This is a genomic window from Dyadobacter sp. 32 (genome assembly GCF_902506755.1).
Classification (GTDB): Bacteria; Bacteroidota; Bacteroidia; order Cytophagales; family Spirosomataceae; genus Dyadobacter.
The window spans coordinates 1,562,731-1,586,217 of the sequence record NZ_LR735258.1 but is presented as its reverse complement, the minus strand read 5'-3'; the positions used below and the strand labels follow the sequence as shown (position 1 = coordinate 1,586,217).

The following is a 23,487-nucleotide window of genomic DNA, read 5'->3' as shown; positions in this document are numbered from 1 at the left end:
GTATAAATCACACTTAAATTAAAGGTTTTATTAACCTGAGCAATTCCCCCGCCTCGGTTTGGCCTTGTACTGTAAGTTGCGCTTGAGAATAGAATGGCATTCGCTGTTCTATTTTTTGCTTTAGTTCTAGTTCCAGCGACGATACGCCTGATAGGATGGGTCTGTCGTCTTTACCGTGATTTTCAATCCGTTTGGCCAGATCGGATGCTGGTATATCCAGAAAAACACTTATGCCTAAGTTATTGATGTACTGCATGTTATCATAAAAGCAGGGGGTGCCCCCACCAGATGCCAGTATTATACCGCGGTTAGCTTGGATTTCCTTTAAAACCTCGCTTTCAAGTTTTCGAAAGTACGGCTCCCCTTTCGATGAAAAGATAAGGGAAATAGCCATTCCCTCTCTTGATTCAATTAATTTGTCCAAATCGAGAAATCGATAGCCCATCATGCGGGCTAGCTTTTTTCCAAGTGTAGATTTTCCGGAAGACATCATTCCGACAAGTATTATATTTTTCATTTCCGGCAATTTCCAATCCCGTCGGGATCAGCAATAGGTATAAGAGAAATTGGTGTGATTTGTATTATTCAGTATTGTAATGGGTTACCTGACCAAATCCGCAACCTGCCGGACAGAAGGCGTATCGTTATAGTGCCACTTCCCTTTGACTGTCCCATCTTTCAAGAGCCAGATTCCAGGATTGGAACGCGAGATTGTCTTAAGTACAGTTGCATCGGCATAGTAGAAAGGCACAGATATTTGATGCTCACGAAGAAACTGTGTTGTCTCTGCGCCGCTTCCGGATGTAAGAATGATAGGCTCAATTCCTTCTACCTTAAGACCTGACACAAGTTTACGAATGTCGGGTAAAGCAGCTGTATTTATGTCATTGAAATTTTTCAGAATCAAAAACAGCTTTTTCCCTTCAAACGTAGACTGCGTAAAATCGGCTTCATCATTCCACACTTTGTAGTCCGTGATTTTAGGTTTGGCGTCTTCGTTTATTACGCTCATGTCCTTAAACACTAGTGTAGTGTCCGAAGGGTATTGCTCATACTGATGCGTTTTTCCATCCTTTTCGAAAGTGTAGAGGTAACGCAGAGGCTCCGATGGCTTCATTTGGGCCGGTATGTTGGATCCAACCTTGTAAGGTAGCATGTCGATAAGGGGTAAATGACGAATGGCGTACACAGCGATGCCGAGCGAACCCAAGGTGGCAAGGACAACGATGAATCCGGTGGGTAGCGGTTTGATTTTTTTTCGGTAATAAACAAGTATTAAAATTAGGGCAAGCAAAAACAAGTCCTTACCAAAAGAGGTCCAGGGCGTCAGCTTGATTGCGTCTCCGAAACAGCCGCAATCGGTTACCTTGTTGTAGTAAGCCGAATAAAACGTAAGAAATGTGAAGAATACTGTTATAAGAAGTAATAGCACCGTGGTGGTTCGTGGCTTGTACCCTACCAGAAGGGCTACACCGAGAACAATTTCTGCCGTGCACAGAAATACGGATAAGTATAACGAGAGCGGAATTAGCGCATTAAATAGATCATGGAAATAGGAGAAATCGGCAGCGAAGACTTCAAAGTATTCCTCGAGCTTAAGCTCGGTTCCTACGGGGTCGTTTATTTTGATCAGTCCTGAAAATATAAATAACAAGCCAACGATGAGGCGGGAGATCTGAGCTGATATTTTCATTGAAAATTGTATTTGTGCAAATGGATTGAGCTGGCTTACGACGACAGTTTTAGTTGGTGTTCAGGCCGTTGGATTTAATGAGACAAAAAACGGAGTAATTGATCATATCCTGATATCCCGACTTAATACCCTCAGAAACAAGTGTAACGCCTTGGTTATCTTCAATTTGTTTTATTCGCAACAGTTTCATCAGGATAATGTCTGTCATGGAGCTGATGCGCATGTTGCGCCACGCTTCACCGTAGTCATGATTTTTATTAAAAAGAAGCTCTTTAACCTCCTTAACCTGTTCGGTATATTGATTTGTGAGGTCGTCCGGCGCAAGTTCTGTTTGGTTGTTACCCAACTCTATCTGAATAAGCGCCATCACGCAGTAGTTGATGATCCCTACAAACTCAAAAGCAATGTTGTCTTCTACTTTTTGTAACCCCTTCTCCTGAATTGTCCTGATGCGTTGCGCCTTAATAAATATTTGATCTGTGATGGAAGGTATTCGTAATATCCTCCACGAAGTTCCGTAGTCCTTATTTTTTTTTGTAAAAAGATCTTGGCAATACTGAATGATTTCCTGATATTCCGATTCTGTCGGTTTCACGCGATTCTGGTCTATTTGAAATTTATTTTTATGCCGCAAGTTAGTAAAAAAACACTCAAGATCAGGGGGGAGCTGATGGATCTGTCGGTGCCTCGGGTTATGGGGATTCTGAATGTTACACCGGATTCATTTTATTCCGGAAGCCGTTTTTTGTCGCTGGCTGCGGTATTGGATCGGGTGGGGGAAATGGAAGAAGAAGGGGCACAATTTGTAGATGTTGGCGGTTATTCTACCAGGCCAGGTGCTGAGGATATTTCGGTTGCTGAGGAATGCGAGCGAATTGGTGCCATTATTGAACCGATTAACAAGAATTTTCCAAACCTTATCATATCCATTGATACCTTTCGTTCAGAGGTAGCCAGGCTAGCTGTTGAATGTGGTGCCGACATGGTCAATGACGTGTCTGGTGGGCTTTTAGATGTGAATATGGTTGATACTGTGGCAGCACTGGGAGTTCCTTATGTACTCATGCACATGCGTGGAAACCCTCAGACCATGAGTCAATTAACAGACTACCGTCATATCGTAATGGATGTAATCGGGGAGTTGAACCAGGGATTAAATACGCTAAGGGCCAGTGGAATTTCAGATATCATGATTGATCCCGGTTTTGGGTTTGCTAAAACGATTGAGCAAAATTTTGAATTAATCAACGATCTATCCGAATTTCATTTACTAGGATGCCCTTTATTGGTTGGGATTTCCAGGAAGGCAACCATTTATCGCACATTAAGAGTAACGGCCGGGGAGTCTATGAACGGAACCACGGTTTTAAATACCATAGCACTGCAAAAGGGCGCCTCAATTCTGAGGGTTCATGATGTGAAACCGGCAGTTGAAGCTATAAAACTATGGATGGCAGTTGGTGGGGTGAATTAAAAAATGGTAATTTAGTCGCTAAATAATATTGATTTTTTTATGAATGTGGGTTTTTTAAATATCAATTGGACGGATGTCCTTGATGTATTTTTGGTTTCAATTCTGTTGTATCAGGTTTATATTCTTGTAAGAGGCAGTATTGCCAGCCGGGTTTTTTTAGGGTATTTATTTGTATATGTTTTTTACCTGGTTGTCAAAGGGCTGGGATTGGGCTTACTTACTGCCATTTTGCAGTACTTCATGGGCGTGGGAGCCGTGGCGCTGATTGTTATTTTTCAACAGGAAATCAGACGTTTTTTGCTTATTATCGGGAAATCCACCATCTATACCAACAACGATTTCATCAAGCGGTTTATGGGAACCTCGGTTCTTGATGTAAAAACCAAAAACCTTAAAGAAATTGTAGATGCAAGTAAAACGATTGCGTCCAATTTCAATGGAGCCCTGATAGTGGTCAATAAACGTGACGATCTTGGCAAATACATAGAAACGGGTGAATTGATTGACTCCAAGGTATCCAAACCGCTCCTCGCTTCCCTTTTTAACCAGTATAGCGAACTTCATGATGGAGCAGTAATTATCGTAGATGGTCGCCTGAAAGCTGCGCGTTGCGTGTTGCCGGTAGCTGATGGAGTGGATGTGCCATCATCGTTAGGTTTTCGTCACCGAGCAGCCATGGGAATGAGTGAAGCTACGGACGCCGTGGTCATTGTAATTTCCGAACAAACAGGAAAGATTTCACTGGCGGTCGATGGGGAGCTACATGGTGGAATCCCTGTTGGGGAAATTCAAAGCCGTCTTGAAGAGTATTTAGCTTCGGACAAACAACGCCTGACTCATTGAATGGACATAGGGCGATGATGAAATATATTTTCTTGTAAATTTGGCTTTATAAGAACAGATTGCTATTTTTGCACACCAATTGAGAAATAAAGAAATATTATCATAATAAAATGGCAAATCATAAATCAGCTTTAAAAAGAATTCGCGCTAACGAAACCAAACGTTTGCGTAACCGTTACCAACACAAAACTACCCGTTCTTACATAAAGAAATTGCGTGAAACGACTGATAAGGCAGTAGCTGTAGAGGTTTACAAAACAGTTTCCTCTATGTTGGATCGTTTGGCAAAGAAAAATATTATTCATAAGAAAAAAGCGTCTAACCAGAAATCAAAACTGGCTAAGCTTGTGAACTCACTGTCGATAGCGGCATAGTTTTTCTTACAAGAGTTGGACCCCGATGATAACCCATCGGGGTTTTTTTGTGCCCGGTGGTCTCCTATCACTCGATTTAGCGCACGGTAAGATGTCCGGCTTGCGGGTTGGAAGGGACCATGAAGTACGGCAGGGGTCATTATAGGAAGACCAGAAAGTGCATTTAGTTTTCTCCATCTGATGGGTTTTTTTCTATATTGCGAAATAAACATAGAAACCTTGATAGCCTTTCAGGAGGTGGGCAGGGTTTCTTTTACTAAGTAAGCGTGAGAATTTATCAGATTGTTCAACTATTAACTAAACTTCTTTCAATGAAAAAAGTAGCAATTTTTGCCGGTTTAGCAGCCTTGGGAGCCTTTTCCGCTTCTGCTCAATCACCAATTAGTTTTAATGCACGGGGCCTTGTGGTTTTATCGGATGCTGATTTGTCGGCCTCGTCACTTATTGATGGCAAGTTATTAAGAGACAACACGGCAAAGGATCAGTTGACGACGATAAAATTCCCGGTGGAGAGAGGGGCAAAGGGTTTAGGAACCGCTTTGATCTCTAATTCGGCAATTGGCAACACCAAGTCCATCGCCGTTCCCACCACCGGTGGTCTGGCGTATGTACTTGAAAGCCGCCTTCGTCCAGAGGATGCTGTCACAGAATATAAGGATCCGTCCACGCAGTTTCCAGTAGGTGAAAAACTCTACGTGGTCGATATTGCCAATCTGGCTGGCCCCAAGGCAAAGTTTGGATTTCCTGTTGGTAAGCGGCCAACTTCCATTGACATCAATAAGAACGAACTGATTATTTCAACTGGTGATACTGGAAAAGAACTTGTGTTTATAGAGGCGGCCGCCGATGGTAAACCTGCCCGTTTTCTGAATCTTCCAGCTGCATTGGATACGGCGAACAAAATTACTGATTTGACATGGCATCCATCCGGTGATTTTATCGCATTTATTTTGGATAACTCCAATGAGGTAGGTTTATACAAAGTGATGCGCGAGGCGGGTAAGTTGAAGAATATTGAAATGGTGGGCAAGCCGATAAAGGTTGGCACCGAGCCTTCATTTGGCAAGTTCTCTAATGATGGAAAGCATTTTTTAGTGCTTGATTCGAAGGGTACTCAGGGAAAGTCTTCTGCTGAAAATGAAGTATTTGTTGTTGATTTTTCAATGGACGGTGCTGCAGAGCACAAAGTAGCGAGTCAGGTAGCAGTAGGAAACAACACCGGCTCTTTCGCCGTCAGTCCGGATGGAACGTTGCTGGTTGCTGCGAATGCTGCTAAAAGTGGTTCTCCATGGAGCGAGGCAGGTGCCGGTACCGGAAGTTCTTTAACGTTATTCAAGCTGGGGGCAACTGGTGCGTTGACCAAGGTAGCCGACTATCCGTTTGATGGAATTTATCCGCAAAGTGTTGTTTTTGATAAAGATGGTTCGAATTTGGCGGTTTCGGTATACGAGTATTTCGACTATGGCGTAGGCAATGGTGGCGTAGAATTTTGGTCCGTGACAAAAGGAGATGCGCCTACATTGAAAAGACAGAGCGCGAAAATAAACGTTGCCAAGGGAGCGCATACTTTGAGAGTCATTCCCTGATAGGCTCAGTAATCGTATTGTAAGGTGATTTGACCAGGCCGATTTATTCGGCCTGGTTTGTTTTTATCAAACCTAAGGTAATAAAGAGCTGTGCTGCGGAGTAGGTGCCCATAACCCAGAGCCCATTTAGTGGTATAGGTGCTATAAATCGCCCTATTGCTATAAGGGAGTCAGATACCATAAATAGTAACGCTCCGAGAAAAACATAAAGAAAGGACACCCTGGAAACAGATGACCGCCGTCGAAATGCCAGCCACGACATTACCGATATACTTGCTGCATAGATTGCCACCGCTACTTTTATAACGGGATCGGTGAGATTGGGTGCTATATATGTAAAGAGGGTTATGGCATAGCCTAAAAAGGGGATAGCGCTAAGGAGTGAGTCAGCCCTGGTGGTTTTGGTTTTTATTTGTCTGCTAAAAACAGAAATGTAAAATAGCTGCATGATTAAAAATGAAGCCAGGCCAGGTATAAATAGATGCATCCCTCTGATCATTAACAAAACGTCACCGCCGAGCGCGAAGAAAAGGGCGATCGGAAAAAGCTGTTTTTGCCGAGGTTCTAAGGAAGTTTTGGACGTAATGAAAAAACAAGCCAGCGAGACCATAAGCAAGGGCTTGGTGAGATAGACCAGGGTGGTGAGGTGTGCTATCTCTGCATAGATTTCTATACAAGTAAGAACAGTATAAAAGAATAGGAACTGAAAATGGTCTTTCACTGCTTCGGGTCGTTGATATGATAGCAAATGGGGTGCAAAATCGCTCTTAATTTCGTAATTTTGCACTTTCATTCATAAAAATTCGATTTTCAGATGCTTACTGTTCAGAACGTATCACTCAGGTACGGTAAAAGGGTGTTATTTGATGAGGTTAATATAAAATTTGTCCCTGGTAATTGTTATGGTGTCATTGGTGCCAATGGTGCCGGAAAATCAACGTTGCTTAAAATTTTTGCAGGTGAAATTGAATCCCAGACAGGTTCAGTAAGCATGAACCCGGGCGAAAGGATGACCTTTTTGAAACAGGATCAATTCGAATTTGATGCATATACCGTTATGGACACCGTGATTTTGGGGCATGAGCGCCTGTATAAAATCATGAAAGAACGGGAGGCCATTTATGAGAAAGAAGATTTTACCGATGCTGATGGTGAAAAGGCGGCTGACCTTGAAGCCGAATTTGCCGATCTGAATGGTTGGGAGGCGGAGACAGAAGCCGCTCAGTTGTTGAGTGGGCTTGGGCTGGGAGAGGAGTTGCACGCAGCAAAGATGAGTGATCTGAATGCCAACGATAAAGTTCGTGTCCTTTTGGCACAGGCACTGTTTGGCAATCCGGACGTTCTTCTGCTGGATGAACCTACAAACAACCTGGATGTGGAGACCGTATTATGGCTGGAAAATTTCCTCGCCGATTTCAAGAATACCGTTATTGTGGTTTCCCACGACAGGCATTTTCTGGATGAGGTGTGTACGCATGTGGTTGATATTGATTTTAGCAAGGTACAGATGTTTTCAGGAAATTATTCATTCTGGTATGAGTCGAGTCAGCTTGCGTTGAAGCAGCGTCAGGATGCGAACAGGAAGTCGGAAGATAAGAAAAAGGAGCTGGAAGATTTTATAAGAAGATTCAGTGCCAATGCATCCAAGTCCAAGCAGGCGACTTCACGGGCGAAGTTGCTGGACAAGCTGACGATCGATGATATCAAGCCGTCTTCACGTAAATATCCGTATATCGCTTTCAAATCCGAGCGTGAGGTTGGAGATCAGCTTCTGCGTGTTGAGGGCCTTGCCAAAACAGCAGACGACGGAACGAAACTTTTTGAGAATGTATCTTTCAATATAAACAAGGGAGATAAGATTGCCTTTGTTAGCCGGAATGTGATGGCGATTAGTGCTTTTTTTGACATTATTAATGAGGAGCAAAAGGCCGACAAAGGAACTTACAACTGGGGAGTAACAATCACAAAATCATACTTTACGAAGGATCCGACTTCATTTTTTGATGTTGATCTGAATCTTGTGGACTGGTTACGCCAGTACTCTGATGAAAAGGATGAGAGCTTTATTCGCGGATTTTTGGGGAGAATGCTTTTCTCGGGCGAAGAGTCACTCAAAAAAGCAAGGGTGCTTTCGGGAGGAGAGAAGGTTCGTTGCATGCTGTCGCGAACGATGCTTTCCGGAGCCAACGCACTGGTGCTCGATGATCCAACCAACCACCTTGATCTTGAATCTATTACCGCATTGAACAATGGACTCATTGATTTTTCGGGGTGTCTGTTGTTCTATTCCCATGATCACCAGTTCGTGCATACCATTGCCAATCGTATCATTGAAATTGGACCAAAAGGAATTCTGGATAAACTGATGACCTATGATGAATTTCTGAAAGATGAAACGGTTAAAGCGCAACGTCAGAAATTGTACTAGAGCACTCGATGGGTGACAGGATCTCAAGAAAAAAGAACGACCGTGAAATTCATCTCAGGTCGCTCTTTTTCTTTTTAGGTGTTATTCAATGTGCTTTGCATATTGTTTTAAAACCTCCTCGGGTGGTCCTTGCCAAACATTTGGTGTATTCCCCACATAACCGATGTCGTCAATACCAATTTTGGAAGTGTAAAAACCTGAAGCAGTAAGATTGCGCATCAGATTGAAAAAGGCAACCCCTTGGCTATACATTGGTTTCGCTTTCTCAGGATAGGCGATGTCGTCGACAATCTGAATTTGCTGGGCTTTGGTAATGAGCGTAAAAACCTTTCCAAACCTCTTTTGAGCTTCCCGGTCTATCCACTTCAATCCACCTCTCATGGGTGTTTGTTGTGCGGGCATATCCTTTACGATAAATTCAATAAAGGCCGGAACACCCGCTTGCGAGGCACTTCCTGATTTTCCATCAGCTGGAATGATAATATCCGCCAATACCTTGATGGTTGCCATTTCTGCAACCGTAAAGAATTTAGCTGCATTCAGTTGGGCGTCACGAATGGCCTCTTCTTTAAGCCTGCCGCCCGGTACTTTCACGGGAACATCAGGCAAAGCGGCTTCGGCAGCGGCTCTGCTTTCTGCCAGCGTCTCCTGTGGATTTAGAGCAGCAAAACCCAATGAGCTGAGGGTTAGTGCTTTTAATGTATCTCTGCGTTTCATCTGTAAATTTTAGCTAGTAGCTGGGTCATGAACCGGATGTTCATAACGCTTGCTTTGTTTAAAATTATTATTACTCCGAACTTTCTGATAATGATCTCGGGTCCCTCAATACACTTTGATCTTATTCAGCGATCAAAGATTTTTTTGTTTGACCTGCTCAATGATGTGCTCCGAAGCTCTCATTGAAAGCGCGAGAATCGTCCATGTTGGATTTTTATCAGCTTGCGAAACAAATGAACCTCCGTCCACAACATATACATTTTTGGCGTCGTGCGCCTGCGAAAATTTATTTAATGCGGAAGTTTTTGGATCGTTACCCATACGCACCGTTCCTACCTCGTGAATAATTCTACCAGGTGCAGCTATTCCGTAGTCCGTATCTGCTCCCGGCTTGGTTCCCATTGCCACACCTCCCAGCGCATGAATCATCTCTTCAAATGTTTCATGCATGTGTTTGGCTTGCTTGATTTCGTAATCGGTCCATTTGTAATGAAACCGTAACACGGGAATTCCGTATTTGTCCACCACGTTTGGGTCTATTTCGCAATAGTTATTGATGCTTGGAACGGCCTCGCCGCGACCGGCCATGCCTACATAGGCCCCGTAGAACCTTCTGTAATCCTCTTTCAGAGATGCTCCATATCCTCCGGCTGGTTTAGTTACTCCGGCTGGAGTAGGGTATTTGCCATTCATGTTTTCAATTCCTGACCCAAAACCGTAGCTGGGCATTCCCATACCACCACCATATTCTATGTGGTAGCCGCGAGGGAAATCCAGTTTTTTGTTATCAAGCCACCATGGCGTGTATACGTGCATGCCCCCAACACCGTCTTCGTTGTAACGCTTTCTATCCATCAAATGGGGAAGAAATGCGCTACGGGAAGCCCCGGTTGAATCATGAAGATATCTGCCTACAATACCACTGGAGTTGGCTAAACCTCCTTCGTGACGACCCGACTTGGAATTTAGCAGCAGTCGGGCACTCTCGCCGGCGCTCGCTGCCAGAACCACCACTTTTGCGTTGATGGTATGTTCTGTTAATTTCTCACGGTCCACGTAGGACACGCCCGTTGCCAACCCTGTTGACTGATCTGTGAGGACCTCTCTGGCCATCGCATTATTGATCAGGGTTACATTACCGGTCTTTAGAGCAGGTATTACGAGTACCGACGAAGAAGAGAAGTCGGCGTATGCCTGGCAGGCGCGACTGCATTGGCTGCAATAGAAACAAACGCCGCGCTCGTCATTAATGGGCTTTGTAAGAATAGACAGGCGTGATGGAATCACGGGAATATTGGCGATTTTACCAGCCTTTTTGATAAAACGTTCGTGCAAACGAGGTGCGGGCGGTGGCAAAAAGATACCATCCGGCTCATTGTCCATATTTTCCACGGTGCCAAACACACCAATCAATTTGTCAACCGCGTCGTAGTAAGGCTTTACATCATCATAACTGATCGGCCAGTCATCTCCCAGTCCGTCAATACTGTGTCTTTTAAAGTCTTTCGGCCCAAATCTCAGAGAAATTCTTCCCCAGTGATTGGTTCTGCCTCCCAACATACGCGAGCGGAACCAGTCGAACTTGGTGCCATCTTTACGTGTGTAGGGCTCTCCATCGATTTCCCATCCTCCCCAGGCGGCGTCAAAGTCTCCGAATGGACGATGTGTATTTGCTCCTCTTCTCGGAGACTCCCAGGGCCATTTCAGCTGCGTAATATACTTGGGATCTCTAGGGTCAAAATATCCACCGGCCTCCAAAAGAGCCACCTTGTAACCAGCTTTCGCAAGTTGATATGCAGCCATTCCACCTCCGGCACCGGAGCCGACAATGCAGACATCAAAAGCAGCAGCTTGTTCTTTAATCTGAAACATAACTAAAGGATTGGTTTAGAAAATACTATTTAATCAATAAATATATATACGGAAAACATAACAGTAACATATCGCATAAACTTTCACGGCTATTTAAAAACAATCTAAATGACTGAGCTGTCTAACCTGTGTAGTGCACCTCGGTTTTAGGCTTAACGGAATCCTGGTTTTAAAGGATTACACAGGATTTAACATCTATTATCTTACTGAAACTGCTGCTCAATGTACCTCTCCGACTGCTGATAAATTCGTTTTATGTATCTTTGGATTTAAAAACAATTATTACTTTGGCTGATATTGGTGTAAATATTGAACTTGCAAAAGTCTTTTTGGAACAGGGGAAGCTGGTTGCCATTCCTACGGAGACTGTGTACGGGCTTGCGGCTAATGCGCTCAACGATAGGGCAGTACTTAATATATTTGAGGTTAAGAACAGGCCCTCCTTCGATCCGCTTATTATTCATACGGACAGTATAGACAAGGTCGTCAAGTTTGTAACCAGGATTCCTGAAAAAGCAGAGCAGTTGGCTCAGCGATTCTGGCCGGGGCCGTTGACGTTACTTTTGCCAAAATCTCAGGTTGTTTCAGATCTGGTCACGTCCGGGCTCGACCAGGTTGCCGTGCGTATTCCTTCGCATCCACTTACCTTGAAACTTTTAAGTCAGCTCGATTTTCCTTTGGCGGCACCCAGTGCGAACCCTTTTGGTTACATCAGCCCCACCACTGCCAATCATGTAGCCGAGCAATTGGGCAATAAGATTCCATATATATTGAATGGAGGAGAATGTGGCGTGGGTATAGAATCAACGATTATTGGATTTGCTGACGAGCAGCCAGTTGTGTACCGGCTAGGCGGGCTGGCCCTCGAAGATATTGAAAGAGTAATTGGAGCGGTTAGGTTTACTGCGCATTCGTCATCCAACCCAAAAGCACCTGGGATGCTCAAAAGCCACTATGCGCCTCGAAAACCATTTTTTTTGAATACCAGGGGCAATATTCCGACTGAAGCAAACGGGTTGACGCATTACTTGCTATTCGACCAGTTTTTAGAAGGCGTAGATGTACGTGTTCAACGATTGCTGAGCCCGGACGGAGACTTAAAGGAAGCTGCCCATAATCTATTTTCATACCTGCGCGAGCTCGATTCTTTACCAGGAAATAAAATATGGGCCGAGCTGGTTCCGGATCGGGATCTTGGACGTGCGATCAACGACCGTCTCAGGAGGGCTGCAGCAATTGGTGAATAGACCTTATAATTTCGGATGTTTTAACTACGGCTTGAAAAATTCGGGATGGAAATTTAACAAAAACACCTCATCAGTTGCTCTCGTAATAGCCGTATACAGCCATCGGATAAACTCATTATTTACCTGCTCCTGAGGAAGATACCCCTGATCGATAAAAACCGTGCTCCATTGTCCGCCCTGGGCCTTGTGACAGGTAAGTGCGTAAGCAAATTTCACCTGTAAGGCATTGAGATACGGGTCTTTACGAAGGGCCTCCATTCGTTCTTTTTTCGACTGGATGTGCGCGTAATCCTGCTGTACACTTTCGTAAAGCTTGCGATTATCCTCGGATGTCATGGAGGGTGTTGCCGAATGAAGCGTATCCAGAATAATCTTAGCGTCAAATTCAGGTTGCTTTTCATAGTCTGTCAGGCGAACTGTGACATCGGCAAAGCGGAAGCCATGAAGATCCTGCGTTTTTCTGATCTTTAAAAGTTCCAAAAAATCGCCGTTGGCGATGAATCCGGCCGGGGAATCCTCATCCAGAATATTGTAATTATTTCGCACAACCATGAGCCTGTCGCCTGCATCCAACTCTTCTTCCGAAAAGTTGATCATTCTGCGGATGTACTCGTTATACTGGACCGCCTGTTTGTTGGAGCGTGTGAGAATAATCGTATTTTCCTGGCCGTACTTTTCGTATGCATATCTTAGCCCTTCTTCCAGTTTTTCACCAGTCATTTTAAACATATCACGGAACGATTTGGTAACGATCCGTATGGCTGGTTTTTCCTGCTGGAGCTGGTTACGAAGTTCTGTGGCGTTGAACAGAATACCCGATTGCTCATCCTGCCGCATAACCTCTGTAAGTTCTTCGGCAAAGACAGACATGTAGAAAGTTCTTTCCAAATAGTCCCTGTCCAGGGCCGGACTCAGTTCCTTACCAACTGGAGGTAACTGAGCAATATCGCCAATGAGCATGAGTTTGTTGCCGGGATTCTCAAACACAAAATCAATGAGATCATTGAGCAGACTGCGATTGCCAAAGTCCGCATCATCCGTAATCATCGATGCTTCGTCAACAATAAACAAAGTGTTGTCGTGGTAGTTTTTCTGACGGGTAAACGTCAACGTTCCGGAAAAAGCGTCGGCGGTTTGTTTGTAAATTTTTTTGTGAATTGTAAGGGCAACTTTTTCTGAATAGTTGGACATGACCTTCGCGGCACGCCCGGTGGGAGCAAGCAGAAACGATTTGTATCCATAGTTCTTCAAAACTTTAATGAGCGTACTGATGATCGTGGTTTTTCCTGTACCAGCGTAACCTTTTAACAGAAAGCAGTCACGATACCTTTCCAGTCCCTTTTCTTCAATCAGGAAATCATTTGTTTTTTGGAAAAAACGAAGTTGGCCCTCAGTTGGCTTGAATGGGAAGCTTCGGATTAATCTTTGAGATGGTAATATTTGGTCTGCTTCCATAACAGCGAATCTACTTTAAGGAATTTTAAAAAACAAAGGCATCAATTCATAACAAAATAATACTTTGATTTAATTGGATTTTCATCACGCAAATCCATATATTAGTTTTCCATTTTATCCAACAATAACCTAAGCTTCTATGAAGGTATCCCAGGTAATAGCGAACAAACCCATCAATGCCCTTTATTCCATCACCAGAGAAACGACGGTTTTCCAGGCGTTGGAGGTCATGGCAGAAAAAAATATTGGTGCAGTTCTTGTCCTAGAAAACGAGGAATTGATTGGTATTTTTTCCGAACGGGATTATGCGCGCAAGGTAATCCTTCAAGGTCGGGCATCACGCGATACGCTGATTAATGACGTAATGACCAGCAAGGTAATTACGGTTGAAACTGATCAGAAAATCGAAGATTGTATGCAGATCATGTCGGATAAGCACATCCGCCATTTGCCGGTTAACCAGCAGGGTAAGCTGGTCGGGATAATCTCTATTAACGACATCGTGTCTGCAATAATCCGTGAACAGAAGGCACATATCAAATCTCTGGAAAGTTATATTTCAGGAAGTCCTTATTCCTAGACCATAAAGGGTTGCTCGTTTTGATTGCTTGGTTATCTTTGCGCCTCCAAAATTAATGTCAGTGCAAAAGAGAGATGAGCGATTACTGGAAGTTTATGCTAACCGCGTTCGCGTTCGGGTATGTGGCATTTGCTTATCTGGCGACAAAATACTGATGGCGGGTATGCGCCTTCCAGGTCGTAATCATTTGTTTTGGGCCCCTCCGGGAGGAGGTGTTCAGTTTGGAGAATCTTGCCGGGGCACTCTGGTGAGGGAATTTCTGGAAGAAACGGGGCTAGATGTGGAAGTCGGAGAAATGTTGTTTCTGAATGAATTTATTCAACCGCCGCTCCATGCCATCGAAATATTTTTTAGGATAACCTCCTTCCGGGGAGATATGTATGTGGGGCATGATCCGGAGTTTGAAAGGACGGATCAGATAATCGAGACCATTCGTTTTATGAGCCTGGAAGAAATTCAGAAACTTCCAGATGGATCGCTACACAGCATTTTTGATGATTTATTGCAATTGGAAGATCTATCAAAGAAGACGAGCTTCTAATTAATACAGTCGTGAGTATTTGGAAATAGAAACATTGTATTTCTAATATCTTGCATTTTTAAATTTATTTGATTCCTAGTGGCACAAACAGAAAACCAGACAATTGACATTATCCCTACTTTATTGGTAGGAGACAATTCATTTGACCCCAACAGTATTGATGTTTGCACTTTGTGCATCGAGATTGACGAGCGTCGTATCCGATTTTGCATTGTGCGAGATGCTGATATGGAATGTATATGGCTTGAAGATTATAATTTTGATGCCGTTTTGAGTCAGGGAGAGATTTTTGACAAGCTAAAAAGGATTTTTACAGGGCACGTACTGTGGTCTTCCAATCATTGGAAAAATGTGCGAATAGCCATTAACTCCCACGCATTCAGTCTGATTCCAAGCGTCATTTTTGAAAACGATGCGGCACCCAGTTATCTGACGTTTGCATTGGGACGAGCAGTATATGACGGAGAAAAGGTTCTATATCATGAGCTTCCATTAGTCCATGCCTTTAATGTTTTCAGTATCCCCACCACGTGGTACGATTGGTTTGTAGCACACTTCGGATCTTCTGATATTTCGTTCTATCACCTCACAAGCCCTTTGATCATCGGTGCGCTCGTAAGTCATGCGGAATATCAGGAGTTGAAAATGGTTTCCCTTTATTTGGAAAAGGATTATTTCACCTTGATCGTAACGGAAGGCCAGCAGTTGGTCTTTTGCAACCGTTTCAAATTCCTGCAGCCTCAGGAATTGGCTTACATCGTTCTTTTCACTTTGAATGAGCTGAATATGCTGCCTGAGGAGGTGAAGATGCTTTGTTACGGGGATGTTAGCCTGTCTTCTGATGTTTTCACCGAGTTGGGGCGTTTTTTTCCAAACCTTCAGTTAGGTGCCGGGCCTAAAACATTGAGATATAGCAAACAATGTGGAGACATTCCCGGGCATCGCTACTTTGGACTTTTTAATACCTATTTGGTTTCTTCATAAAAGAACACCGGAAAGTTCGTGTAAGGTAAGATGAAAGTAATTTGGTCGACAAGTGGTTGAAGTATTGTCATTAATAGTTTCAGGATGAAAAGAATCGCATTATTTCCGGGCTCGTTTGATCCTTTCACCAAGGGACATGAGGATATTGTGCTAAGAGGGTTACGGCTGTTTGACGAGGTGGTTATTGGAATTGGAAATAACGCAACCAAAAAGCGTTATTTCACACTGGATGTGATGCAGGAGTTGATTGAGAGGACTTTTGCAAGGGAGAAAAATGTGCGCGTTGTCGTTTACGACGACTTAACGGCCCATATTGCACGAGAAATTGGCGCAACTTTTCTATTGCGGGGATTACGTAATACAACTGATTTTGAATACGAAAACGGTATCGCGCAGGTGAACCGTTACATCTATTCCGAGATTGAAACGGTCTTTTTAATTACATCACCTCATTTGGCACCTATCAGTTCCAGCATCATTCGGGATCTTCACCGCTACGGGCAGTCCGTTGACGACTTTTTGCCCTACTCGCTCAGAGAGCTGGATAAGCTGAACCAATCCTGAAGAGGAATGGGGTGATTTAACCTTAGAAAAAAGTCCATTAGGCTCTATTTTCCTTTGCGCCTTGCTGCTTTTTAAGACTGTCTACAACGTATCTTATCGAGCTGTAAGAGTTTATCAGAATTGTTTTGGCCTCGGATTGGGTAAACCATTCCAGTTTTTCTATTTGTTCTTCAGCCTGAGGCATTAACTTGGTATCGTCGATGCAATCGCATAAAAACCACTTTGTTCTTTTAAGAATGCGATTGTTGTTCAAAGTGTAGGTGTGCCAGGTGGTGCAAATTTTTCCTTTTACTTTAACCTTTACACCAGTTTCTTCCTGAATCTCACGTAAGGCTGCCTGTTGAGAATTTTCTCCCTTATCAAGCTTGCCTTTAGGCAAATCCCAAATTTTCCTCCGAAACATAAGGAGCCATTTTCCATCTTTAACAACCACACCTCCCGAAGCCTTTATAACTTTATACAGGCCTTTAATCTTTTCTTCTACATCCGATTTCTCCCGGGTTGCCATCGTTACCGAAAGTAGTTCCTGAGGAAATTGCTTTTCGATTATTCCAATAACCTGAATAGCCGCGGCCGCGGTGGTATTCAAAAAAAGAATATGTCCCGTTAATTCCTGTTTTTGGAGCTTTTCTAATCTAAGGTCAATGATGTGATCGAAATGAGCTGTTTCTGCCGTTGAAAGCTGGTTTGTCCTTACAATTCGGAATGGACGGTCGTCGAAAAAAATTATCATTAGCAGGTATTGGTGATACAATTGGCAAAATTAAGTAAAGAGTTTAGTTTAGTACCATGGTGGAAATAAATTCAGCAAATTTTACCTTGGCCAGGGTTCACCATTCAGGTGTTTTGAGTGCAGGTAACCGGCTCTGTTGATTCTGAAATTTACTGGAAATGAGGTCGGGCTGTAAGTAAATTATCGTATAAGTAATCAGACAGTGATTATAATTGGTAAATTTGCAGTGTAAAAAAGTTAAACTTTCTTGGAACTCCTTATTATTTTGTTTCTGGTGCTTCTCAATGGTATTTTCTCCATGTCTGAGATTGCACTCGTTTCCTCCAGAAAATCCCGTCTGGAGTCAGCCGCCAGAAATGGTGACACCAATGCCAAAGCGGCGCTGAAACTTGCCAATTCACCCACTAGATTTCTTTCAACCGTACAGATCGGAATTACGCTGATCGGATTGCTTACCGGTATGTATAGCGGTGACAACCTTACATCGGATCTGGAAAGGTTTATCTCAACGATTCCATTTCTCAGTCTTTATAGTCATACCATTGCTATTAGTACCGTACTTGTTGGGATCACGTATTTGTCCCTGGTGTTGGGCGAATTGGTCCCAAAAAGGTTAGGGATGGCCAACCCTGAGGCAATATCCAAATTCATGGCCACACCCATGAACCTGCTGTCGAAAGTAACCGCACCGTTTATCGGCCTGCTAGGCTTTTCGAGTGATTTAATCATACGCTTGCTCAATATTAAACAAAGCGAGAATGCTGTAACTGAGGAAGAAATCAAAAGTTTGATACAGGAAGGTACCAGTGGAGGGGTGTTTGAGGAGATTGAACAAGAAATAGTTCATAATGTTTTCCAGCTGGGAGATCGGAAAGTTACGTCTCTGATGACCAACAGACAGGAAATCGTTTGGCTCGATGTAGAAGATTCTGTTGAGGAGAATAAGGCCAAGATAATCGAATCCAGGCATTCCATTTATCCTGTGTGCCGCAATACGGTGGATGAAGTGGTGGGCCTGGTGTATGTCAAAGATCTGATCGCCGTTGATCTGGAGGCTCAGCTTGCGAACCTCTCGGGGGTGATCCGGGAGCCTGTGTACCTGCCGGAAAGTAATCGCGCCTATCAGGCACTGGAAAAATTCAAAGAGCAGAAGGTATATTACGGTATTATCGTTGATGAATACGGTGGCATGTTGGGTGTGGTGACTTTGCATGATATCATGGATGCGTTGGTAGGCGATATTTCTGAGGAAAGCGGGGAGGATTCGGAAATTGTAAGGAGGGAAGATGGAAGCTTTCTGATCGATGCCCAGATTCCTTTCGATGACTTTGTTCAGTTTTTTGAGATAAATTTGCAGGAAGCCGATCGTAAGGAACTGACAGGGTTTAATACCCTCGGCGGATTTGTACTTCATATTCTGGAGGATATACCCAAGACAGGTGAGAAGTTCGCATGGAAGGATTTCGGTTTTGAAGTAGTGGATATGGATCGTAGCAGAATTGACAAACTACTGGTTCAACAAAATAAAAAAGAAGCAAACAAAGAATAGTATGCCCAACGAATTAGTTGATTCGGCCCATCGTGTAGCCGAGCTGTTGCTGGAAGCAAAAGCAATAAAATTAAGTCCTGATAAGCCTTTTCAGTGGAGTTCGGGGTGGCTATCGCCAATCTATTGTGATAATAGGGTTGCCTTGTCATATCCTGACACACGTACTTATATTAAAAAAGCCCTGGCCGACCTCATTCGCCGCGAATATCCGGAGGCTGAAGTTGTGGTTGGCGTGGCTACCGGAGGTATTGCACAGGGAGCTTTGATCGCGGATTTGCTCGAACTGCCTTTTGCCTATGTAAGACCTGAACCGAAGAAACATGGTATGGGCAACCAAATCGAAGGTCGGATAGAGGCCGGTCAAACTGTAATCATAGTTGAAGATCTGATCTCAACAGGCGGAAGCTCACTGAAGGTCGTGGATGTTTTGCGGTCTGCTGGTATTGACGTGGCCGGGATGGTTGCCATTTTTACCTATGGCTTTGCTTTGGCTGAGGATAATTTTAACCAAAAGGGTGTGAAGTTGAGCGTAATAAGCAATTACAATGCTTTGATTCAAACCGCCCTGGCACATGACTACATTTCCGCTGAGCAGGTGGAGCGTCTGAGTGCATGGCGGGAAAGTCCTGAGACCTGGGGTAAATAATAAAGCAAAGCCAGTAGTTGACTGCTACTGGCTTTTGTATTTGAAAAGTTAGCGGGCGGTTGGCGCCTGGAATGCCGGAGGAAATTCACTTACCATCCTCTGTGATTATCCAGTTTCTCGTACATTCCTCCAAAAGCCTGCTCTTTCACACCCTCCGATTTAAGAAATTCGTGAGGAAATCCGAGCTCTATCTTGCTGACTTCATCCAGGCGGTTCAGTATTTCCTGAGGAAGCTGGAATGATAAACAACCCAGGGAATCTTCAAGCTGTTTTGCCCGCGAAGCACCAATGATCGGAATCATTACCTGGCTGCGGTGGCGGGTCCAGTTGATAGCAACCTGGGCAGGGGTTACCCCCAATTCATCGGCAATAGCTACAACGGCCCGGGCGATTTCACTACTTCGCTCACCTCTCCTGGAGCTATCTTCGGGCACACGTCCGGATTCGCCCCTTAAATATTTTCCGGTTAACGAACCCCCGCCAATAGCTCCCCATGGCGTTACAGCAATATCCAGCGCTTTGGCCATCGGAATAAGATCCCGTTCCGGTGTGCGTTGCAATAGTGAATATTCAAATTGCAAAGCAGTGAATGCGTTCCATCCTCTGAAATCGGCGATGGTATTGGCTTGCGAAACAATCCAGGCAGGCGAGTCGGAGATGCCAATATAATGGACAAGACCCCGTGTAACCAGATCATCCAGCCCTCTCATTACTTCTTCCACAGGGGTAGTATTGTCCCACAAATGAACCCATAATAAGTCGATGTATTCCGTATTAAGGCGTTTCAGGCTGGATGTTACCGAGCGCATCATGTTCTTGCGATGGTTACCTGAAAAATTCAGATCGTCATTTCGATCCTTAAGAGAATACTTGGTGGCAAGAACCCAGTGATCCCGGTCATTTTCAATGAATTCGCCTACAAATTTTTCGGATGAACCTTCGGTATACCTGTTGGCCGTGTCGATAAAATTTCCGCCCTGTGAACCAAAAGTTTCGAATATTTTAAAGCTTTCGTGCTTGTCAGCTCCCCATCCCCACTCCGTACCAAAGGTCATTGTTCCCAGGCAAATTTCGGATACTCTTAAGCCGGATCTTCCCAATAATTGATAGCGCATGACTTTTACTTAAACTTGTTGAATGAATTTTGTAACCCTGAACCACACCGATACAGCGTTAATTTTTATGTTGCAAAGTTATATCCTTACCGCCCAAATGTCTTTATATTGTAGAAAAATTCGAATCTTTTTTGGTCTATTAAATGATTGATGTCTCATATCCTTATTTCGATATAAACCTAAGCTGGCTTTCCAATAACTATCGATTACTACTTGAAGCGAACGACGAAACGGTTCCATTGCGCGAGCGTCTTCGCTTTCTTGGGATATATTCCTATCAGACAAAAGAATTTTTCAGAGCAAGAATCCCAAACTTGCTTGCTATGAGGGAAGTGAGCAGCGACATCCGGGCGAAATTGAATCTGTACCCTCAGTCACTGCTTGAACACGTATATGAAACGGTCGACAACCAGTTACGGGAGTTCAACGACATCCTTGTATCGGGGATCATACCGGCATTGAATGAGCAGGGGGTACATTTATATTACAAAGAAGCATTCCTGCCCGAGCATATTTCGTTTACCCGGAAATTTTTTATTGATCGGCTGTTCAGGTATTTACAACCTGTTTTTCTTGATGTTCGCCGAAATTCAAAGCTAGCCGTTTTCGAGTCAAAGGAGATGTATCTGGTTACCAGGCTAAGATACAGGGAAGATGCTGAGGAGGACCTTTACGCAGTTGTAAATGTCCCCCTCGAACCATTTGGCAGGTTTGTAGAGCTTCCTGATTTTGATGGGAAAAAACATGTAGCATTCATTGAAGACGTGATCAGGGAGAATCTGCAGACTCTTTTTCCAGGATTTGATATCATAGAGTGCTACGCTTTAAGGGGAGAAAAGGATACGGAATTATCAATAGAAGACGAATACCCCGCGCCCATTGCGCAACGTATTTTGAAACAGCTGGAGAAAAGGAATTTTGTGAAGCCGATGCAGTTTTTCTATGAAATGAAAATGCCCAGGGAGATGCGTGAGTACTTATCCTCCAAGGTAGGAATTCCAATGAATGAGATGTACGAAAGGGGGGATTATATTTTTATGCAGGATCTGGCCACTTTTCCTCAGATGTCAAAGAAGCTGGAATATCCTTTTCAAAAACCTATTCAAAGCATTGACCTTGTAGAGACCGAGTCCATATTTGCTTCTATTCAAAGGGCCGATCAACTGTTGCATTTGCCCTATCATTCTTATGAGCCGATCGTTCGGTTTTTTAACGAAGCGGCTATTGATCCATACGTGAAAGAGATTCACGTGTCGTTGTATAAAATAAGCCCTAATTCTTTTATTTTAAATTCTCTTATCAGTGCTGCCAGAAACGGGAAAAGGGTGATCACCTATGTTGAATTAAATTCGAAACTGGATATCCAGGAAAATTTACACTGGTCCAAAAAAATGAGAGACGCTGGTGTAAAGATTGTACTCAGTGATCCCGGTCTTAAGGTCCACGCTAAGATCGCATTGGTGAAAAGAAGGGTGCAGAAGGGCTGGGAGCGCTATGCTTTTTTAGGTACTGGCGGGTTTTATCGGCTTACGAGCCGGGAGTTTGTGGATCACGCACTGCTTACCAACCACAGGGAGCTAACCAACGAACTGGAGCTGTTGTTCGGATATCTGTTTACGCAGGACGAACCGAAGAAATACAAATATTTGCCGTTTAACTATCTGAGCGTCACACAATTCACCATACAAAAAAAGCTGATTGATTTGATTGATCGTGAAATCGCCAATTCCAATGCAGGACTCAGGGCTTTTGTCACGATTAAGATCAATCAGCTGCAAGATCACTCGCTAATAGATAAACTTTACCAGGCAGGCAAAGCGGGGGTACCCGTACACATCATTGTAAGTGAGAGCTGTAGTCTGATTCCGGGCTTACCCACCATCAGTGACAACATCATTGTGAGCCGGCACATTGATCGCTATGTGGAAAATACCAGGATATTCCATTTTGGAAACCGGGGAAATGACGAAATTTATCTATCCTCCTGCGACTGGACTTTTCGAAATCTGCACAGAAGAATAGATGTATGTTTTCCTATTCTGGACGATGGGCTCAAAAGCCAGGTTCGACAGGTTCTTAAAAATTACATGAATGACAACCAGAAGTCTGTGCGACTGGATGCTTATCAAAATAATCTGAGGCCCGGAGATGAGGGGTTGTCAAAGATCCGTGCCCAGGATGCTAATTACAAACTGACCGAGAAAATTGAAAGGATTGTTTCCAGCCGCAAACCGGAGTGAAGCGCTTGTCATCGCTGTATATTTTCGGGCTTGTAGTAATTGAGTTGGATGTTTTAATGAAAAGTGCTCTTAATGCATCGTTTAGGGCATTTGAAAAATACTGATTTATCAATCACAACTTAAGTTTAGAACGTCCTTGAGATGTAAGGAGTATATCCTTATATTTGAAAGTATATAACTGTACTTCAACAAAAAACAGAGTCTACAGCATGGGAATAGTAGAGCGGAGAGAACGGCTTAGAACTCAGGTTCGATCCGATATCATAAAAACAGCAAAGGAAATCGCCCGTGAAGATGGGTGGACTGCCGTTTCGATTCGTAAAATAGCTGAGGTCATTGAATACAGCCCTCCGATTCTGTATGAATATTTCGAAAGTAAGGATAAGCTTCTGGAAGCAATCCGTTTGGAAGGATTTGATTTCTTACAAGCTGAATTTTTAAAAATCAAAGGTCATTTTGGCAATCCACAGAAGCAACTTGCCGAGGTAGCTCAGGCTATCTGGAATTTTGCAGTTAAAAATCCAGAAGTTTTTCAGGTGATGTTTAATCTTGAGGGAGCTTATTGTGATTCCAAAAGGGTTTACTCGCAGGCTATGAATATAAAGGACAACCCTGTGTGGGAGATGATAGGCGCACTGCGGCCCAAATCTGGTGAAGCAGTTACCAAAACCTATTATGAATGGTGGTGCCTTACCTATGGTTTCATTTCCATTACCATGACCACTCAGCCACGCTACGCCTTTCCGCAGGCGGAATCCGTGTATATGGAAGGTGTTCGTAGGTTTATAAAAAGTATTATGTGATTTTATACCAAACTGTTGGTAGTAAAAGAACGAAGTCGTCATC

Annotated in this window: 23 protein-coding genes; 14 read left to right on the top strand and 9 right to left on the bottom strand. The window is 43.7% G+C overall.

What is annotated here, in order from left to right; genetic code table 11:
* Positions 1–13: 13 nt before the first annotated feature.
* The 3 genes from DYADSP32_RS06380 to DYADSP32_RS06370 form a co-directional block, all read right to left on the bottom strand.
* A complete protein-coding gene (locus DYADSP32_RS06380; protein WP_149243500.1) occupies positions 14–517 on the bottom strand; it encodes a shikimate kinase in 504 nt (167 codons plus the stop codon).
* 84 nt (positions 518–601) lie between these two features.
* Positions 602–1,693 (bottom strand): BT_3928 family protein, encoded by a 1,092-nt coding sequence (locus tag DYADSP32_RS06375; RefSeq protein WP_149243501.1) that lies wholly within the window; start codon positions 1,691–1,693, stop codon positions 602–604.
* Positions 1,694–1,742: 49 nt separating this feature from the next.
* Positions 1,743–2,288, bottom strand: a complete 546-nt coding sequence (locus DYADSP32_RS06370) for a DUF1599 domain-containing protein (protein WP_414617567.1) — start codon at positions 2,286–2,288, stop codon at positions 1,743–1,745.
* A 30-nt stretch (positions 2,289–2,318) separates the two neighbouring features.
* Between DYADSP32_RS06370 and folP the strand changes: the two genes are divergently transcribed.
* The 4 genes from folP (at position 2,319) to DYADSP32_RS06350 (ending at position 5,970) form a co-directional block, all read left to right on the top strand.
* Positions 2,319–3,167, top strand: a complete 849-nt coding sequence (gene folP, locus DYADSP32_RS06365; RefSeq protein ID WP_149243503.1) for a dihydropteroate synthase — start codon at positions 2,319–2,321, stop codon at positions 3,165–3,167.
* 39 nt (positions 3,168–3,206) lie between these two features.
* Positions 3,207–4,010 (top strand): diadenylate cyclase CdaA, encoded by an 804-nt coding sequence (gene cdaA, locus DYADSP32_RS06360; protein WP_149243504.1) that lies wholly within the window; start codon positions 3,207–3,209, stop codon positions 4,008–4,010.
* Positions 4,011–4,120: 110 nt separating this feature from the next.
* On the top strand, positions 4,121–4,384 hold the full coding sequence (gene rpsT / locus DYADSP32_RS06355; protein WP_149243505.1) for a 30S ribosomal protein S20: 264 nt from the start codon (positions 4,121–4,123) through the stop codon (positions 4,382–4,384).
* A gap of 311 nt (positions 4,385–4,695) precedes the next feature.
* Entirely contained in the window at positions 4,696–5,970 is a 1,275-nt protein-coding gene (locus DYADSP32_RS06350) for a beta-propeller fold lactonase family protein (RefSeq protein ID WP_149243506.1), read from the top strand.
* Between the two features lie 43 nt (positions 5,971–6,013).
* Here the strand turns inward: DYADSP32_RS06350 and DYADSP32_RS06345 are convergent, their stop codons facing one another.
* Positions 6,014–6,763, bottom strand: coding sequence for a lysoplasmalogenase (locus DYADSP32_RS06345; protein ID WP_149243507.1), 750 nt, complete (start codon positions 6,761–6,763; stop codon positions 6,014–6,016).
* A 21-nt stretch (positions 6,764–6,784) separates the two neighbouring features.
* Between DYADSP32_RS06345 and DYADSP32_RS06340 the strand changes: the two genes are divergently transcribed.
* Positions 6,785–8,398, top strand: coding sequence for an ATP-binding cassette domain-containing protein (locus DYADSP32_RS06340; RefSeq protein ID WP_149243508.1), 1,614 nt, complete (start codon positions 6,785–6,787; stop codon positions 8,396–8,398).
* 81 nt (positions 8,399–8,479) lie between these two features.
* Here DYADSP32_RS06340 and DYADSP32_RS06335 read toward each other — a convergent pair whose 3' ends face one another.
* The gene (locus tag DYADSP32_RS06335) at positions 8,480–9,115 is read right to left on the bottom strand and encodes a gluconate 2-dehydrogenase subunit 3 family protein (RefSeq protein ID WP_149243509.1); all 636 of its coding nucleotides are present in this window, start codon (positions 9,113–9,115) and stop codon (positions 8,480–8,482) included.
* Positions 9,116–9,247: 132 nt separating this feature from the next.
* Positions 9,248–10,987, bottom strand: a complete 1,740-nt coding sequence (locus DYADSP32_RS06330) for a GMC family oxidoreductase (protein WP_149243510.1) — start codon at positions 10,985–10,987, stop codon at positions 9,248–9,250.
* A gap of 287 nt (positions 10,988–11,274) precedes the next feature.
* On the opposite strand from DYADSP32_RS06330, the gene DYADSP32_RS06325 reads away from it, so the two are divergent.
* The gene (locus DYADSP32_RS06325; RefSeq protein WP_149243511.1) at positions 11,275–12,234 is read left to right on the top strand and encodes an L-threonylcarbamoyladenylate synthase; all 960 of its coding nucleotides are present in this window, start codon (positions 11,275–11,277) and stop codon (positions 12,232–12,234) included.
* A 24-nt stretch (positions 12,235–12,258) separates the two neighbouring features.
* Here DYADSP32_RS06325 and DYADSP32_RS06320 read toward each other — a convergent pair whose 3' ends face one another.
* Positions 12,259–13,689, bottom strand: a complete 1,431-nt coding sequence (locus tag DYADSP32_RS06320; RefSeq protein WP_149243512.1) for an AAA family ATPase — start codon at positions 13,687–13,689, stop codon at positions 12,259–12,261.
* A 139-nt stretch (positions 13,690–13,828) separates the two neighbouring features.
* Between DYADSP32_RS06320 and DYADSP32_RS06315 the strand changes: the two genes are divergently transcribed.
* The 4 genes from DYADSP32_RS06315 to coaD all read left to right on the top strand — a co-directional run bounded on the left by DYADSP32_RS06315 (position 13,829) and on the right by coaD (position 16,358).
* Positions 13,829–14,269, top strand: a complete 441-nt coding sequence (locus DYADSP32_RS06315) for a CBS domain-containing protein (RefSeq protein ID WP_414617566.1) — start codon at positions 13,829–13,831, stop codon at positions 14,267–14,269.
* Between the two features lie 61 nt (positions 14,270–14,330).
* Positions 14,331–14,810, top strand: coding sequence for an NUDIX domain-containing protein (locus DYADSP32_RS06310; protein ID WP_414617565.1), 480 nt, complete (start codon positions 14,331–14,333; stop codon positions 14,808–14,810).
* Between the two features lie 78 nt (positions 14,811–14,888).
* On the top strand, positions 14,889–15,794 hold the full coding sequence (locus DYADSP32_RS06305) for a DUF3822 family protein (RefSeq protein ID WP_414617564.1): 906 nt from the start codon (positions 14,889–14,891) through the stop codon (positions 15,792–15,794).
* A gap of 84 nt (positions 15,795–15,878) precedes the next feature.
* Complete coding sequence (gene coaD, locus DYADSP32_RS06300; protein WP_149243514.1) at positions 15,879–16,358, top strand: pantetheine-phosphate adenylyltransferase; 480 nt, start codon at positions 15,879–15,881, stop codon at positions 16,356–16,358.
* A gap of 37 nt (positions 16,359–16,395) precedes the next feature.
* Here coaD and DYADSP32_RS06295 read toward each other — a convergent pair whose 3' ends face one another.
* Positions 16,396–17,091 (bottom strand): NUDIX hydrolase, encoded by a 696-nt coding sequence (locus tag DYADSP32_RS06295; protein ID WP_149243515.1) that lies wholly within the window; start codon positions 17,089–17,091, stop codon positions 16,396–16,398.
* A gap of 247 nt (positions 17,092–17,338) precedes the next feature.
* Between DYADSP32_RS06295 and DYADSP32_RS06290 the strand changes: the two genes are divergently transcribed.
* Positions 17,339–18,640: a hemolysin family protein gene (locus tag DYADSP32_RS06290; protein ID WP_149243516.1), complete on the top strand. Its 1,302-nt coding sequence runs from the start codon at positions 17,339–17,341 to the stop codon at positions 18,638–18,640.
* 1 nt (position 18,641) lies between these two features.
* Positions 18,642–19,286 (top strand): orotate phosphoribosyltransferase, encoded by a 645-nt coding sequence (gene pyrE, locus DYADSP32_RS06285; RefSeq protein WP_149243517.1) that lies wholly within the window; start codon positions 18,642–18,644, stop codon positions 19,284–19,286.
* Positions 19,287–19,375: 89 nt separating this feature from the next.
* Here pyrE and DYADSP32_RS06280 read toward each other — a convergent pair whose 3' ends face one another.
* A complete protein-coding gene (locus DYADSP32_RS06280; protein ID WP_149243518.1) occupies positions 19,376–20,401 on the bottom strand; it encodes an aldo/keto reductase in 1,026 nt (341 codons plus the stop codon).
* 143 nt (positions 20,402–20,544) lie between these two features.
* On the opposite strand from DYADSP32_RS06280, the gene ppk1 reads away from it, so the two are divergent.
* Both ppk1 and DYADSP32_RS06270 read left to right on the top strand, forming a co-directional pair.
* A complete protein-coding gene (gene ppk1 / locus DYADSP32_RS06275; RefSeq protein WP_149243519.1) occupies positions 20,545–22,641 on the top strand; it encodes a polyphosphate kinase 1 in 2,097 nt (698 codons plus the stop codon).
* A 209-nt stretch (positions 22,642–22,850) separates the two neighbouring features.
* Positions 22,851–23,444, top strand: coding sequence for a TetR/AcrR family transcriptional regulator (locus tag DYADSP32_RS06270; protein WP_149243520.1), 594 nt, complete (start codon positions 22,851–22,853; stop codon positions 23,442–23,444).
* Positions 23,445–23,487 lie beyond the last annotated feature (43 nt).

Coding starts and splice junctions, on each gene's coding strand:
- DYADSP32_RS06315 (WP_414617566.1), top strand. CDS start 13,829: ATGAAGGTATCCCAGGTAATAGCGAACAAACCCATCAATGCCCTTTAT.
- DYADSP32_RS06320 (WP_149243512.1), bottom strand. CDS start 13,689: ATGGAAGCAGACCAAATATTACCATCTCAAAGATTAATCCGAAGCTTC.
- pyrE (WP_149243517.1), top strand. CDS start 18,642: ATGCCCAACGAATTAGTTGATTCGGCCCATCGTGTAGCCGAGCTGTTG.
- DYADSP32_RS06295 (WP_149243515.1), bottom strand. CDS start 17,091: ATGATAATTTTTTTCGACGACCGTCCATTCCGAATTGTAAGGACAAAC.
- DYADSP32_RS06345 (WP_149243507.1), bottom strand. CDS start 6,763: ATGAAAGTGCAAAATTACGAAATTAAGAGCGATTTTGCACCCCATTTG.
- folP (WP_149243503.1), top strand. CDS start 2,319: ATGCCGCAAGTTAGTAAAAAAACACTCAAGATCAGGGGGGAGCTGATG.
- DYADSP32_RS06340 (WP_149243508.1), top strand. CDS start 6,785: ATGCTTACTGTTCAGAACGTATCACTCAGGTACGGTAAAAGGGTGTTA.
- DYADSP32_RS06280 (WP_149243518.1), bottom strand. CDS start 20,401: ATGCGCTATCAATTATTGGGAAGATCCGGCTTAAGAGTATCCGAAATT.
- DYADSP32_RS06375 (WP_149243501.1), bottom strand. CDS start 1,693: ATGAAAATATCAGCTCAGATCTCCCGCCTCATCGTTGGCTTGTTATTT.
- ppk1 (WP_149243519.1), top strand. CDS start 20,545: ATGATTGATGTCTCATATCCTTATTTCGATATAAACCTAAGCTGGCTT.
- DYADSP32_RS06270 (WP_149243520.1), top strand. CDS start 22,851: ATGGGAATAGTAGAGCGGAGAGAACGGCTTAGAACTCAGGTTCGATCC.
- coaD (WP_149243514.1), top strand. CDS start 15,879: ATGAAAAGAATCGCATTATTTCCGGGCTCGTTTGATCCTTTCACCAAG.
- cdaA (WP_149243504.1), top strand. CDS start 3,207: ATGAATGTGGGTTTTTTAAATATCAATTGGACGGATGTCCTTGATGTA.
- rpsT (WP_149243505.1), top strand. CDS start 4,121: ATGGCAAATCATAAATCAGCTTTAAAAAGAATTCGCGCTAACGAAACC.
- DYADSP32_RS06335 (WP_149243509.1), bottom strand. CDS start 9,115: ATGAAACGCAGAGATACATTAAAAGCACTAACCCTCAGCTCATTGGGT.
- DYADSP32_RS06380 (WP_149243500.1), bottom strand. CDS start 517: ATGAAAAATATAATACTTGTCGGAATGATGTCTTCCGGAAAATCTACA.
- DYADSP32_RS06350 (WP_149243506.1), top strand. CDS start 4,696: ATGAAAAAAGTAGCAATTTTTGCCGGTTTAGCAGCCTTGGGAGCCTTT.
- DYADSP32_RS06330 (WP_149243510.1), bottom strand. CDS start 10,987: ATGTTTCAGATTAAAGAACAAGCTGCTGCTTTTGATGTCTGCATTGTC.